Here is a 13,326-nt window from a genome sequence, read left to right as displayed (position 1 = left end):
GAAGGAGGGGCGGGCCCAAGAAAAGGTCGGCCTTGGGGTGGGCAAAAAAGGGGGGGGGGGGGGGGCCCTTCCCCCCCCCCCCCCACCCCCTTCTCGTCGCGCTTCTCGCCCCGCGTCAGCTCACGCGGGTCAGCTTCGCGCCGAAGCCCGGCTCGGAGAGGTCCTTCTGCAGGGCCACCGGGACCTTGATCGCGCCGCTGGTGGTGCCGTCCCCGACGAGCAGGCGGCCGACGACCGTACCGGCCTTCGCGGAGTGCGGGGGCGTCTTGCCGCCGTCCGAGAGCTCCGCCTTGACGGTCAGGCCGGACCAGCCGACGGCGGTGACGTTCCTGGTGGCGACGACCGGCGTGGTGCCGCCGAGGCCGTCGTCGATCTCGCCGACGACCTCGCCCTTCTTCACCACGGTCTTGGCCTTGAGGGCGTCCTGCCCGGCCGCGATCAGGTCCTGGGTGACCTTGGTGACCTTGTCGATGTTGGCCACGCCGTTCGAGCCGAACTGGGCGAGGGCCGCGCCGATGACCATGTGGGTCTTGCCGCCGACGCGCTTCTCCGCGGCGAAGAGGATGTTGCCGCCAGCGGCCGAGGTGGTGCCGGTCTTGATGCCGATGGCGACGGTCGGGACGAGACCGAAGAAGTTGTCCTGCTTGTCGCCGTTGATGTCCTTGTAGCTGCCCTGGCCCGCGATCTCCTTGAAGGTCGGGTTCTCCATCGCCACGCGGCCGAGCTTCACCAGGTCCTCGGCGGTCGACACGGTCGTCTTGTCGAGGCCGCTGGGGTCCGTGTAGTGCGTGTTCTTCATGCCGAGTTCCTTGGCGGTCTTGTTCATCTTGGCGACGAACTTGTCCTCGGAACCCTTGCTGTCCCAGCGCGCGAGCAGCCGGGCGACGTTGTTGGCGGACGGCAGCATCACGGCCTGCAGGGCCTCGTACTCGGTGAGCTTCTGGCCCTCGGTCACCTTGACCACGGACTCGTTGGCCGGCTTGCCCTTCTCGTAGTGCCGCTGCGCCTCGGCGTCGACCTCGATGGTCTTGCCGTCCCCGCCCTTCTTGATCGGGTGGTCGCGCAGGATCAGATAGGTCGTCATCACCTTGGCGATGCTCGCGATCGGCACGGGCTTCTGGTTGCCGGACGAGCCGAAGCTGCCGATGCCGTCGACGTCCATGGCCGCCTGGCCCTCCTCGGGCCACGGAATCGACGGCTTGCCGCCCTCGAAGGAGTGCGTGCCCGCGGCCGTCAGGGTCAGCTTCGGCTCCGGAAGCGGACGCAACGCCTGTGCGACTGCGAACACAATCGCGAGGAGCACGACGAGCGGCGTCCAGATCTTGACCCGGCGCACGATGGTGCGGGTCGGGGTCTCCGGGGGCGGCGGCGTGTTCGTCAGCTCGGCGAGCAGATCGAGGGGCGGCAGCGGCGGCAGGGGCTGCTGGCTGGTGCGGTCTCCTGGCGGGGGCGCCTGGACGGGGGTGCCCGCTCCTCGCGGGGCCTGTACGGGAGTGCCCTCCGGGGCCGACGGCCGCGCGGCGGGCTTTCCGGGCGCGGCCTTGCCCTCCTGGCCGGGCTTCGTGCCCGGCGCGGGCTGCGCCTTCGGCTCGGGCTTCGCACGGGGCTCGTCGAGCGGCTTGAGCGCGACGAACTTGCTGGTCCGCTCGGACTCCGACTCGGCGGCGGGCTTGGCCGCGGGCTTCGCGGCGTCATCGGACTTCGGCTTGCGCTCGGGTACGTCGCCGAGCTTCAGCATCGTGGTCGGCTGGTCCACGCCCGCGGAGGCGGGGCGGACGGCCTTGAAGACGGCGGTGGCCTGGTCGAGCGGGCGACCGGAGGTGTCGGGCTTGTCGCCGGACTCGGCGTCCGACTTGGCGTCGGGCTCGGCGTCGCCCTTGGCCGGGGCCTTGGCGTCGGCCTTGGACTTGGCGTCGTCGGCCTTGGACTTGGCGTCGGCCTTCGGCTTGGCGCCCTGCGGCTTGGCGTCGGCCTTGGCGGCGGACTCGGACTCGGGCTTGTCGGCCTTCGGCTCGGCGTCGGCTTCGGGCTTCGGGTCGGCCGCGGGCTCGGCGTCGGCCTTGGCGTCGGCTTCCGGCTTGCCCCCGGCCTCCGGCTCGGCTTCAGGCTCGGCCTTCGGCTTGGCGTCGGCCTTCGCGGTGAGCGTCAGGGTGGCGTCGGACTTCACCGGGGCCGTCGGCTTGGCTGCGGGCTCCGGGTCGGCGTCGGCCTTGGCAGCGGGCTCGGCTGCGGGCTCCGGGTCGGCGTCGGAGTCCGGCTCCGTGGCGCTCCCGGGCTCCGCGTCGGCCTTCGGCCCGGCGTCGGACTTCCCGTTCACACCCGGCCGTACGGTCGTGAACACCGCCGTGGCCCGGTCGACCCGGGGGTCAGCGGGCTCGTCCCCGGAGTCGTCGGCGGAGTCGTCGGCGGAGTCGTCGGCGGAGTCGTCAGCGCCTGAAGAGCCCCCGGCCTCGGCCTTCGCACCCTCGTCGGCGCCGTCGCCGTCACCCTCGGCGTCGTCCACCCGCGCCTCGGGCCGCGCAGCCGTGAACACGGCCGTGGCCATGTCGACCGCGGACCCCGCGTCCTCGGCGCCGCCGTCGGCACCGGAGCCGCCGTCGGCACCCCCGGCCACGCCGGAGGAGGAACCTTCCGGCTCAGCCGAGGAGGAACCTTCCCCCGCAGCCGCGCCGGAACCCTCCGCCACGTCATCCGCCCCGGACGCGGTGCCGGACCCGGCACCGACCTCGGACTCGGACTCGCCCTCCTCGGATCCCGCGACCCACGCGGCAACCGCGGCGCGCAGTCGTGCGTCTCCCTTGGCGTCGCCCGGCGCGGAGCCGACCGCGGAACCGGACGCCGACGAGGCGTCGGCCGCACCGTCCGAGGCGCCCCCGCCAGAAACCGTCTTAGACCTGTCGGGGAACTCGCCCGCCACCGATGCCTCCTCGTACTCGCCGTACTCGCCGCGCCCAACCACGGCCCGGACCCGCTGTCCGAACCATGTCCCAGTGTCCTGTGTGAGGGCTTAACCCCCGTGGTAGACGAGAACGACATACCTACTGGTTCCCGTACGTACCGCCCACGCACTCTCGACAGACCAATGTGAGAGGGGTCACCCTGTCATTCATCCACGCGGGGAGGCATGGATGGGCAGGAGCCGCAGAACAATTCCGGAGGAGCTTCTGCTGCTCGCTCTGGACCCGGCCACGGGTACCACAGCGCAGCCGCAGTCGCTCGACCTGGGTCTGGCCGGCGCACAGCTAGTAGAGCTGGCACTGGCCGGACGGATAGCCCCTGACGGGGATCGTATCGCCGTGGTGATGCCACGGCCGACCGGAGATCCGACTCTGGACTCCGCACTGGAACTGCTGCGCAGGCGCGGCAGCCCGGTTCGGGCGGTCCACTGGATCGGCGGGCCCCGCCTGGGGCTGCGCCAGACCTACCTTTCGCATCTGGAGCGGTGCGGCATGGTGCATGCCGTGGCGGGTCAGATGTGCGGGGTACTGCCGACGACTCGCTATCAAGCGACGGACACGGCGATCAGCCGGGAAATCAGGTCCCGACTGGATTCGGCGATCCGCACCGGCGTACCGCCGGACCCGCGGACCGCGGCGCTCGCCGCGCTGGCCCACGCGGTCGGACTCGGCAAGCACCTGTATCCGGGCAACGAGGGACGCTCGTCCCGCTCCCGGCTGCGCGATCTGATCAGGCACGACCCGATGGGCGGCCTCGTGGCGCACGCCGTGATGGACGTCCAGAACGGTGTGGCGGCACAGCCGCGCCGCAGTCCCGCGACCGCGGGGCAGGGCGGCGGGCGACAGCCCGCGCAGACGGCGCGGACCGCACCGGACCCAGGCAGGGTTCCGATGCAGCCACGCCGAGGTGCGGGAGCCATGGCCCGCGCCGTGGCCCACTGAACGGGCCACACCCGCAGCACACGCGTCATCCGCGCCACCGCACCGCAGTCCCCCAGACCCGGTTCGGGAGCCGCTGAGCCGCGCGGGCGGGGCACCGGGCGTCCAGGACGGACGCCGGTGCGCCGCCCGCGCGGCCGCAACCGCCTCATGGGGCACGCCTGTTGAGGCAGCACACGCGGCGCGCGGCGCGTCGGCACCCCCACACGCCGCTGTTCTGCTGTTTCCCAGCGCCGAGTTGACCCGTGGTGGCACTCTGCATGGCAGCAGACACGCAAAGTAGAGGCATAGTGCCGGAGGTGCACGTCCCGTGGCGTCCAACGTCAATCCCACCGTCAGGCGACGCCGGCTCGGCCAGGAGCTGCGTCGGCTGCGCGAGCTGAAAGGCATGACAGCCGAAGAGGTGGCGGAGCGGCTGCTGGTCTCGCAGTCGAAGATCAGTCGCCTGGAGAACGGCCGCCGTTCGATCAGCCAGCGCGACGTCCGCGACCTCTGCGGGGTGTACGAGGTCGAGGACCACCGCATCGTCGACTCGCTCATGCAGATGGCCAAGGACTCCCGCCAGCAGGGCTGGTGGCACTCCTTCGGCGACATCCCGTACAGCGTCTACATCGGTCTGGAGACGGACGCGGCCTCGTTGCGCGTCTACGATCCGCAGGTCGTCCCCGGCCTGCTCCAGACCCGGCCGTACGCGGAGGCCCTGATCACCGGCGCGCTGCCGGAGACCACCCCGACGGACATCGAGAAACGGGTGCAGGTCAGGATGCGCCGCCAGGAGCGCATCGCGGCGCCGGAGAATCCGCTGCGCCTGTGGACCGTCCTGGACGAGTCCGCGCTGCGCCGCGTCGTCGGCACCCGCGCGCTGATGCGGGAGCAGTTGGAGTATCTGGTGGAGCAGTCCCAGCTGCCGCACGTCACGGTGCAGGTGATCCCGTTCGACATGGGCGCGCATCCGGGTCTGAACGGTCAGTACGCGATTCTTGAGTTCCCGGACGCCTCGGATTCCAGCGTGGTCTACATCGAGGGCGTCACGAGCGATCTGTATCTGGAAAAGGCGAATGACGTGCAGCAGTACAGCGTCATGTACGAGCATTTGCGGGCACAGGCGCTGAATGTGGATCATTCCCGTCAGCTGATCGCGGACATCGCCAAGGAGTACGCCCGCTGAGGTCCGACGGTGCCCGGCGGGCAAAAATGCCGCACGGTACACCTTCGCCATAGCGTGGCGGAAGACCCCTCTGGAATATGCCATCCGGTTGAGTGAACGACCCATCCGCCGGTCGATGTTGGCGAGTAGCGTCATTCACGCCAACAGCAAGAACGTTGGCGTATACCGCTCTCAGGCGGTTACAGCAATTCACCAACTGCGCAAAACGGAGCAAACATGGCAATCCAGCAAGGTGCCTCGCACGCTTGGACCAAGTCTTCCTACTCCACCGGGAACGGCGCCTGCGTCGAGGTCAAGTCCCCCGTGACACACGCGATCTCCGTGCGGGACTCCAAGGTCACCGACGGCGCGGTCATCGCCTTCCCCGCCGACTCCTGGAACGTCTTCGTGGCCGAGGTCCGCGAGGGGAACTACAACCACGGGTGATACGTGCCACCGACGCAACACAACCGCATAGCAGTACCGCATGAGCCCTCTCGACTGGTCCGCCGTCCTGGCCGAGGGGGCTCGGCCTTTGCCCCGCCGCCCCGGCGAACCGCCGCCCCGCTAGCGCAGCTGGTCCACGTACCGGTCCGTCCCCGGCACGGTCGGAATGAACGGCGCCACCAGCTCCACCCGCCCCAGGCCCGAATCGGCGACCTGCTCGACGGCCCCGGCGAACCGCTCGTCCCAGCACGCGCGCGGATCGCCCTCCAGGAACCACAGCAGGGTCAGCCGGGTGTCGACGCCCTCGACCTGCTTCACGTACGTCATCCGGTCGCCCGGCAGCGGTGTCGGCCGGAAGACCGTCACCAGGGCGGCGGGTGAGCCCGCGAGGGCGCGCGGGAGGCGGCGGGCGAGCAGCCACTCCAGGAGTTCCGGCCGCCGCTCGGGGCTCTCGGCGTCGATGACTTCGAGGACGAGCCCCTGGTAGGGGTGGTCGAGGGCGTGGAAGTCGCGGGGCCCGGCGGCGCCGTCCCGGTACACGGTGGCCTCGTGGTCCTGGAAGGCCGTGAAGACGTGGGTGCGGGCCTGGTGGACGCGGCCGTCGCGGTTGAGGCGCTTGTTGATGCCGACGGTCCACTTCATGTGGTGGTCGTAGCGGCCCTGGGTGATCCAGTACGTGGAGAGGTAGCAGCCCGCCGTCACGGGCTGCGCGACCGCCGACTTCTCGGGCAGGCGCAGGAGTTGCAGCTCACGGGTCGCCACCCAGCGCCGTCCCGCGTACATCCACGGCATCGCCATCGCGCCCGCGTAGTAGTGGTCGTCCTCGTACCAGCGGTTGTAGGCGTACTCCTGGCCCGGGTGCGGCTCGACCATGGTGATCAGCGCATGGCCCGGGCGCACCCCGTAGGGCCCTACGGCGGCCAGCTCGGCGTACACCTCGGCGCGGGTGTCCTCAGTCACTGGGCTCCCCTTCCTTCCTCCGTTGGACGCCCATACTCTGACGCCCCGTCAGAAAAACTGCCAGAGTCCGGAGGTTCCTCATGTCACTGCTCGACGGCAGGACCGTGATCGTCTCGGGGGTCGGCGCGGGGCTCGGCCACGAGGTCGCCGCCGCCGTGGTGCGCGACGGCGGCAACGCCGTGCTCGGCGCGCGCACGAAGGAGAACCTCGCGCGGTCCGCCGCCGCGATCGACCCGGAGGGCGAGCACGTCGCGCACCTGCCGACGGACATCACCGACGAGGGCCAGTGCGAGGCGCTGGCCGCCCTGGCCGTCGAGCGGTTCGGACGGATCGACGCACTGGTTCAGGTCGCCGCCTGGGACAGCTACTTCGGCGGCCTTGAGGACGCGGACTTCGGCACCTGGGACGGCATCCTGGACGTGAACCTCCTCGGCTCGCTGCGGATGACCCGGGCCTGTCTGCCACACCTGAAGGAGCGCGGCGGCTCGGTCGTCCTGATCGGTACGCAGTCGTCGGTGGCCGCGCCCTCGCAGGTGCGGCAGGCGGCGTACGCGGCGTCGAAGGGCGCGCTGGTCTCGGCGATGTACTCCCTCGCCCGCGAGCTGGGCCCGCACCGGATCCGGGTGAACACCGTCCAGCCGGGCTGGATGTGGGGGCCGCCGGTGGAGGCGTACGTGAAGTTCACCGCGCACACCGAAGGCGTGCCGGAGGCGGAGGTGAAGCGGCGGCTCACCGAGCGGATGGCGCTGCCGGAGCTGGCCACCGACGGGGACGTCGCGGACGCCTGCGTGTTCCTCGCCTCCGACCGGGCGCGGGCCATCACCGGCCAGTCACTGCTGGTGAACGCGGGCGAGCTGATGCGCTGAGCGCCGGCCGGGGACACGCCCCCGAGGGGTGGCCGACAGGTACCCCTTCGGGGGCTTTTGCCGCCCCCTCTGAGTCACGTATCTGAACCAAGGTCGCCAACTCGAACGATTTTACTTCCTCTTGACCCTGCGGGCGGTTGTCCGCGCGCTCCCGCCGAACCGACTATGAGCGGGCACTTCGCGGCCGTTCAGGCGCCGCCACAAGGAAGTGGGCGCCGTTTCAGCGGAGTTGACCGAGTTCACAAGTCGGACCCCTGGGAGGGGCAATGAACGGTCTCGACTGGGCCGTGCTCATCGCGTATTTCGGCGTGATGGTCGCGATCGGCGTCTGGTCCCACAAACGCGTGGACAACGTCAGTGACTTCTTCACGGCCGGCGGGAAGATGCCCTGGTGGCTTTCCGGCATCTCGCACCACATGTCCGGCTACAGCGCGGTGATGTTCACCGGTTACGCGGGCATCGCCTACACCTACGGTGTCACGTCCTTCATCACCTGGTCGTTCCCCATCGCGCTCGGCATCGCCATCGGCGCGCGTCTGTTCGCGCCCCGCATCAACCGTCTGCGCTCACGCCTGCACGTCGCCTCGCCCCTCGAATACCTGAAGAACCGCTACAACCTGAAGACCCAGCAGGCGCTCGCCTGGTCCGGCATGCTCCTGAAGATCGTGGACGTGGGCGCGAAGTGGGCCGCCATCGCGACCCTCCTCTCCGTCTTCACCGGCGTCTCCCTCAACCAGGGCATCCTCATCACCGGCGTGATCACCGCGATCTACTGCACGATCGGCGGCCTGTGGGCGGACGCGCTCACGGAGTTGGGCCAGTTCATCATCCAACTCCTCGCCGGTGTCGCGATGTTCGTGGCGGTGGTCGCGAAGCTCGGACCGTACGGCGGGTTCTTCGGCGTCTGGGACGAGCCCGCGCTGGACGGCCACGCGAAACCGCTGGTCGGCCCGTACGGAACGGTCTTCCTCCTGGCCTTCCTCTTCATCAAGCTCTTCGAGTACAACGGCGGCATGCTCAACCAGGCCCAGCGCTACATGGCCACGGCCAACGCCCGCGAGGCCACCCGCTCCGCGAAGCTGTCCGCCGTCCTCTGGCTCGTCTGGCCGCTGGTCCTCTTCTTCCCCATGTGGATGTCGCCGCTCCTCGTCGACGCGAAGAAGCCCGACGGCTCCGACTCCTACGCCCTCATGACGGAACAGCTGCTCCCCCACGGGCTCCTCGGCCTCGTCATCGTCGGCTTCTTCTCCCACACCATGGCCATGTGCTCCTCCGACGCCAACGCCATCGCGGCCGTCTTCACCCGCGATGTGGCGCCCGTCCTCTCCAAGCGGGCCCGCGCCTGGACCGACCACACCGGGCTCATCGCCGCACGGCTCACCACCGTCGTCTTCCTCGGCCTGTCCATGGCCGTGGCCACGCAGGTCAACTCGCCCGCCTTCAAGGACATCATCACCGTCGTCATCAAGTGGGTCGCCGGTCTCATGGGCCCCATCGCCATCCCGATGATGCTCGGCCTGCTCCGCCCGTTCCGCCGCTCCGGCCCCACGGCGGCGCTCACCAGCTGGGCGCTCGGGCTGCTCGCCTTCTGGCTGGTGAACTACCCCATCCACTGGAACGTGGACGGCGGCGTGCCGCTCCAGTACCAGGTGTCGATCCCGCTCGCCGTCTCGCTGATCCTCTACATCGCCATCGGGTACTTCAAGCCGGAGGACACGCCTGAGCGGGACGCCTTGATCGAACGCATCAACACGGACGACGACTCGGCCTCGGCGGCACTGCCGTCCCAGCAGGACCAGGAGCCCACAGCACCCAAAACGGTCAGCTGACCCTGGGCCGGGGCCTGCCCCCCAAAACCCCCGCCGCTACCGCGGCGGGGGTTCCTCCCACCCACCCACCCGATACTCCAGTCCCAGCCGCACCGCAGAACCCCACAGCACGGAACCCGCTCCACGCCCAGCCACACAGCGCGGGCCCCACTCCGCGCCCCAGCCGCACGAGCACGGGCCCGGGGGAAACCCGCACCCGCCCCTCAGCCGCCAACGGCGAACAACCCCCACGGGAGAGGCCCACCATCCGCCCAACTGGAAACGGGCGGGCGGGCGACCGACCCACCGCGGTAGCAGCGGGAAACCACCCACCACCTGTAGCCGCCAACGGCGAACGAGCCCCACAGGCGGCGCCCACCATCCGCCCAACTGGAAACGGGCGGGCGGGTGGGGAAGCAAGCCGCCGCGGTAGCGGCGGGGAAACCCACCCGGCAGCCGCAGGCGCCGACGGCGGGCCAGCCCCGCAGGCGGCGTCCACCGGCCGGTCGAGTGGAAACGGGCGGGCGGGTGGGAGGGCGGGGGCCGACCAGCCACCCGCAGCCGGAGGCGGCGGCTCGTGGTGGGATGCCCCCCATGCAGACCGCGAGACGCGTGCTGATCGTGGCGTACGACAACGTCCAGATCCTGGACATAGCCTGCCCGAGCGGCGCCCTGGACATAGCCAACCGCTACGGCGCGAACCCCCCGTACCGGATAGACCTGGGCACGGTGGGCCGCCGCCCGGCCCACAGCTCGGCGGGCATAGCCCTGGCGGCAGGCCAGCAACTGGAGACGGTGACGGGCGAGTTGGACACCCTCATGGTGGTGGGCGGCGCGGGCTACGAGGAGGCGGCGTCCGACCCCCGCCTGGTCGCCCAGGTGCGCCGCCTCGCGGAACACAGCCGCCGCGTGGCAAGCGTCTGCACGGGCGCGTACGTCCTGGCGGCCGCAGGCCTGCTGGACCACCGCCGGGCGACGACCCACTGGGGCTACGGCGACGCACTGGCGGCCCGCCACCCCACGGTGGCCGTGGACGTGGCCCCCCTCTACGTACGCGACGGCAACGTCTACACCTCAGCGGGCGTCACCAGCGCCCTGGACCTCACCCTCGCCCTGATCGAGGACGACCACGGCCCCACCCTGGCCCGCGCGGTGGCCCGCGAGCTGGTCTCGTACCTGCACCGCCCCGCGGACCAGGCGCAGATCAGCATGTTCCTGGCGGCCCCGCCCCCGGGCGACCGCCTGGTACGCGACCTCGCGGGCCACATCGCGGCCCACCTGGCCGACGACCTGACCCCCGCCGCGCTCGCCGCCCGCGCGGGCGTGAGCACCCGGCACCTGACCCGCCTGTTCTCGACCCACCTGGGCACGACCCCGGCCCGCGCGGTGCGAGCGGCCCGCACGGAGGCGGCCGCGCACCTGGTCCGCGCCAGCGAACTCCCCCTGTCCGCGATAGCGCGCCGCTGCGGCTTCGGCTCGGCGCAGACGTTGCGGCAGGCGTTCCTCGACCACTACGGCATGGGCGGGGACAGGATTCGCAGGATGCCGGACATGCCCCGCCCACGAGCACCGCGGCCCGCGCAGACTCCCGTGCCATGACGCATCCCACAGCCCGCACAAGCCGCACGACCCGCCGCACCCTCCTGCGCGGCACGGCCGCAGCGGCCACGGCCACCCTCGCCACGACGACCCTGGCCCCGTCTGCCCACGCGGACACCGCCCCGTACCCCTCGAACCCCGGCACCCCGCCCGAGGGCCCCCGGATCGGCATCCTCCTCTACGACGGCTACAGCCTCCTCGACCCCACGGGCCCCGCCGAGGTCCTCTCCCGCGTCCCCGGCGCGAGCGTCACGATGATCGCCGAGCGGCGGGGCCCCGTGCGCACGGACACCGGCGACGTGGCGGTCGTGGCGGAGCGCACGCTCGACGAGGCGGGCCGCCTGGACGTCCTCCTCGTACCGGGCGCGGGCAACCGCGGCGTCATCGCGGCGATGGAGAACCGGACGCTCCTGAAGTGGATCAGGCACACGAACCGCCGCACCCGCTTCACCACGTCCGTGTGCACGGGCTCCCTCGTCCTGGCGGCGGCGGGCCTCCTGGACGGCCGCCGCGCGACGACGTACTGGGCGTCGGCCCCGTACCTGGAGAAGACCTTCGACATCACGTACGTGCCGGAACGCTACGTACGGTCGGGGAAGTTCATCACGGCGGCGGGCGTCTCGGCGGGCCTGGACATGGCCCTGTATCTGGCGGCGCGGCTGACCGACGAGGACACGGCGAGGGCGATCCAGCTCGCCGTGGAGTACGACCCGCGGCCGCCGTTCGACGCGGGGAACGCGCAGGAGGCGAGCGAGGAGCTGAAGGCCCGCGCCTTGAAGATCGTGGAGGACTCGCAGGCGTGAGCGCGCGGGCCCCGGGCGGGGGTCGGGCCCGGGATCAGGCGCGCGGATAGCGGGCGAGCCACCCCGGCGCGGCCCCCGCCGGGCTGTGCAGGGCGGGCCCCTGCGTCATCTCCATGGCGAAGTCGTCGGCGAGTTCGAGGACGGTCGCGCGGCCCTCAAGTTCGGTGAGCCAGCCCGGGGGCAGCGCGGTCTCCCCGTGCAGCGCGCCGAGAAGCGCCCCGCACAGCGCCCCGGCCGCCGCCGACGCCCCGCTGTGGTTGACGGCGAGCCGCAGCCCGTGGCGGACGTCCTCGCCGACGAGGGCGCAGTACACGGCGGCGGCGAGCGCGCCGACGGCCTCGCCCTCGCCGACGAGTTCCTCCACGCGCCCGGCCGTGGGCATGCCCTGGCGGACCGCGCCGAGGGCGTGCCGCAGTGCGTCGGTGACGGGCTGGTGGCCCGGCCGTGCGGCGAGCAGGGCGAGGGTGCGCTGGATGGCGCCGTCCAGGGACTCGCCGCGGGCGAGGCCGTGCACGAGGACGGTGTGGGCCCCGGCGGTGAGGTAGGCGACGGGATGGCCGTGGGTCTGGACGGCGCACTCGACGGCGAGTTGCAGCACGAGCTGCGGTTCCCAGCCGACGAGGAGCCCGAAGGGCGCGGACCGGGTGGCGGCCGCCGGCCCCTGGTCGCCGGGGTTCTTCGGTACGTCGAGGGTGCCCATGCGCTCGTCGGCGAGCCCGGTGAGGCAGGCGCGGGCGGGGCCGCGGCGGGCGTACAGCCACTCCTCGCGGGCCAGCCACCCGTCTTCCTCGCGGCGCTCGTCGGGCCCCCAGTCGCGCTGGGTGGCGGCCCAGCGCCGGTAGGCGCGGTGCAGGTCGGTCGGCGGGTGCCAGGCCCCGGTGTCGCGGCGGACCTGGGCGCGTATGAGCCCGTCGACGGTGAACAGCATCAGCTGCGTGGCGGCGGTGACGGTGCCGCGCCCGCCCCCGTGGGAGGCGGCCAGCTCGGTGAGTCCCTCGGCGCCGTGCGCCTCGCGGATCGCGCCGAGGCCGAGGCCGTCGACGGGCGCGCCCAGCGCGTCGCCGACGGCGGCTCCCAGCAGCGTCCCACGCACCCGGCTGCGGAAGTCCTGCTGCTCGGTGCGGCCCCACACCCCGGTGGCTGCTGCAGTGCTCACCGAACCCCCTTTCCCGTGCCCTGGCGTCCGACTCCGCAGCACTGTAATCGAACGGGAACGGTGGGTTCAGGGCCCAAGTGGTTTGTACGGAGGTGCCCTTTCTCTAACTCCCGTCAGGGGTTGGGCGGTGTTCTACGTACTCGATGACGGTGCCGTCGGGGTGCCGTGCGGTGAAGCCCGTGCCGGTGGGAACACGGTGCGGCGGGACCAGGATCTCCGTGCCCTCCTCGGCGGTGAGCCGGGCCAGGTACGCGTCGGCGGAGTCGACGAGGAGCGTCCCGTCGGTGGCCCGAAACGGTTCCAGGACCTCCTCCGTGGCCTCGACGAGCAGAAAACTTCCGACGACGGCGAGGGTGAGTTCCCTGGCGGGATACGTGAAGTACATGTCCCGTTCCACCCCGAGGAGCCGCTCGTAGAAGGCGGTGACGGAGTCCAGCGTGCCGGGCGGGGTGTAGACGCGGATGAGGGTGCGGGGTTCGGTGAGGTGGGAGGAGTCGTTGTGGCGGCGGATGACGACGGGGGTGTCAGGAGCGACGGGGGTGTTGGGGGTGCCGGTTGCTTCGGTTGCTTCGGTCATGCGACAAGGATCCGGCCGGGAATGGGGCGCTGCCAGGCGGGTGTTCATGGGGTGAGCGGAGGTCACA

The 13,326-nt window shown here is 71.5% G+C and carries 11 protein-coding genes; 7 read left to right on the top strand and 4 right to left on the bottom strand.

Annotation, left to right across the window (positions count from 1 at the left end; all coding sequences use genetic code 11):
* Window positions 1-115: 115 nt before the first annotated feature.
* The gene (locus tag ACZ6AA_RS20115; RefSeq protein WP_471459245.1) at window positions 116-2,959 is read right to left on the bottom strand and encodes a D-alanyl-D-alanine carboxypeptidase family protein; all 2,844 of its coding nucleotides are present in this window, start codon (window positions 2,957-2,959) and stop codon (window positions 116-118) included.
* A gap of 169 nt (window positions 2,960-3,128) precedes the next feature.
* On the opposite strand from ACZ6AA_RS20115, the gene ACZ6AA_RS20110 reads away from it, so the two are divergent.
* From ACZ6AA_RS20110 to ACZ6AA_RS20100, 3 genes are all read left to right on the top strand, one after another.
* A complete protein-coding gene (locus ACZ6AA_RS20110) occupies window positions 3,129-3,899 on the top strand; it encodes a GOLPH3/VPS74 family protein (protein WP_030359361.1) in 771 nt (256 codons plus the stop codon).
* Between the two features lie 307 nt (window positions 3,900-4,206).
* Complete coding sequence (locus ACZ6AA_RS20105; RefSeq protein WP_468457072.1) at window positions 4,207-5,064, top strand: helix-turn-helix domain-containing protein; 858 nt, start codon at window positions 4,207-4,209, stop codon at window positions 5,062-5,064.
* Between the two features lie 216 nt (window positions 5,065-5,280).
* Complete coding sequence (locus ACZ6AA_RS20100; protein WP_468457074.1) at window positions 5,281-5,490, top strand: DUF397 domain-containing protein; 210 nt, start codon at window positions 5,281-5,283, stop codon at window positions 5,488-5,490.
* Window positions 5,491-5,610: 120 nt separating this feature from the next.
* On the opposite strand, the gene ACZ6AA_RS20095 is transcribed toward ACZ6AA_RS20100, so the two are convergent.
* On the bottom strand, window positions 5,611-6,450 hold the full coding sequence (locus tag ACZ6AA_RS20095; RefSeq protein ID WP_468457076.1) for a hypothetical protein: 840 nt from the start codon (window positions 6,448-6,450) through the stop codon (window positions 5,611-5,613).
* 80 nt (window positions 6,451-6,530) lie between these two features.
* Here ACZ6AA_RS20095 and ACZ6AA_RS20090 point away from each other — a divergent pair, with 80 nt between their 5' ends.
* The 4 genes from ACZ6AA_RS20090 to ACZ6AA_RS20075 all read left to right on the top strand — a co-directional run bounded on the left by ACZ6AA_RS20090 (window position 6,531) and on the right by ACZ6AA_RS20075 (window position 11,526).
* A complete protein-coding gene (locus tag ACZ6AA_RS20090; RefSeq protein ID WP_468457078.1) occupies window positions 6,531-7,316 on the top strand; it encodes an SDR family oxidoreductase in 786 nt (261 codons plus the stop codon).
* 266 nt (window positions 7,317-7,582) lie between these two features.
* Complete coding sequence (locus tag ACZ6AA_RS20085) at window positions 7,583-9,145, top strand: sodium:solute symporter family protein (protein WP_471459242.1); 1,563 nt, start codon at window positions 7,583-7,585, stop codon at window positions 9,143-9,145.
* Window positions 9,146-9,736: 591 nt separating this feature from the next.
* On the top strand, window positions 9,737-10,723 hold the full coding sequence (locus ACZ6AA_RS20080) for a GlxA family transcriptional regulator (RefSeq protein WP_471459449.1): 987 nt from the start codon (window positions 9,737-9,739) through the stop codon (window positions 10,721-10,723).
* Window positions 10,720-11,526: a DJ-1/PfpI family protein gene (locus tag ACZ6AA_RS20075; protein ID WP_471459240.1), complete on the top strand. Its 807-nt coding sequence runs from the start codon at window positions 10,720-10,722 to the stop codon at window positions 11,524-11,526. Before ACZ6AA_RS20080 ends, ACZ6AA_RS20075 begins: the two co-directional genes overlap by 4 nt.
* A 34-nt stretch (window positions 11,527-11,560) precedes the next feature.
* Here the strand turns inward: ACZ6AA_RS20075 and ACZ6AA_RS20070 are convergent, their stop codons facing one another.
* Together ACZ6AA_RS20070 and ACZ6AA_RS20065 are read right to left on the bottom strand one after the other, a co-directional pair.
* Window positions 11,561-12,682, bottom strand: coding sequence for an ADP-ribosylglycohydrolase family protein (locus ACZ6AA_RS20070; protein WP_468457083.1), 1,122 nt, complete (start codon window positions 12,680-12,682; stop codon window positions 11,561-11,563).
* A 103-nt stretch (window positions 12,683-12,785) separates the two neighbouring features.
* Window positions 12,786-13,259, bottom strand: a complete 474-nt coding sequence (locus ACZ6AA_RS20065) for a VOC family protein (RefSeq protein WP_471459238.1) — start codon at window positions 13,257-13,259, stop codon at window positions 12,786-12,788.
* Between the last annotated feature and the right edge of the window lie 67 nt (window positions 13,260-13,326).

This window comes from Streptomyces sp. NPDC040610, assembly GCF_055594065.1.
Note: the sequence above shows the minus strand (reverse complement) of the source record. Positions and strands in the feature narration are given on the sequence as shown.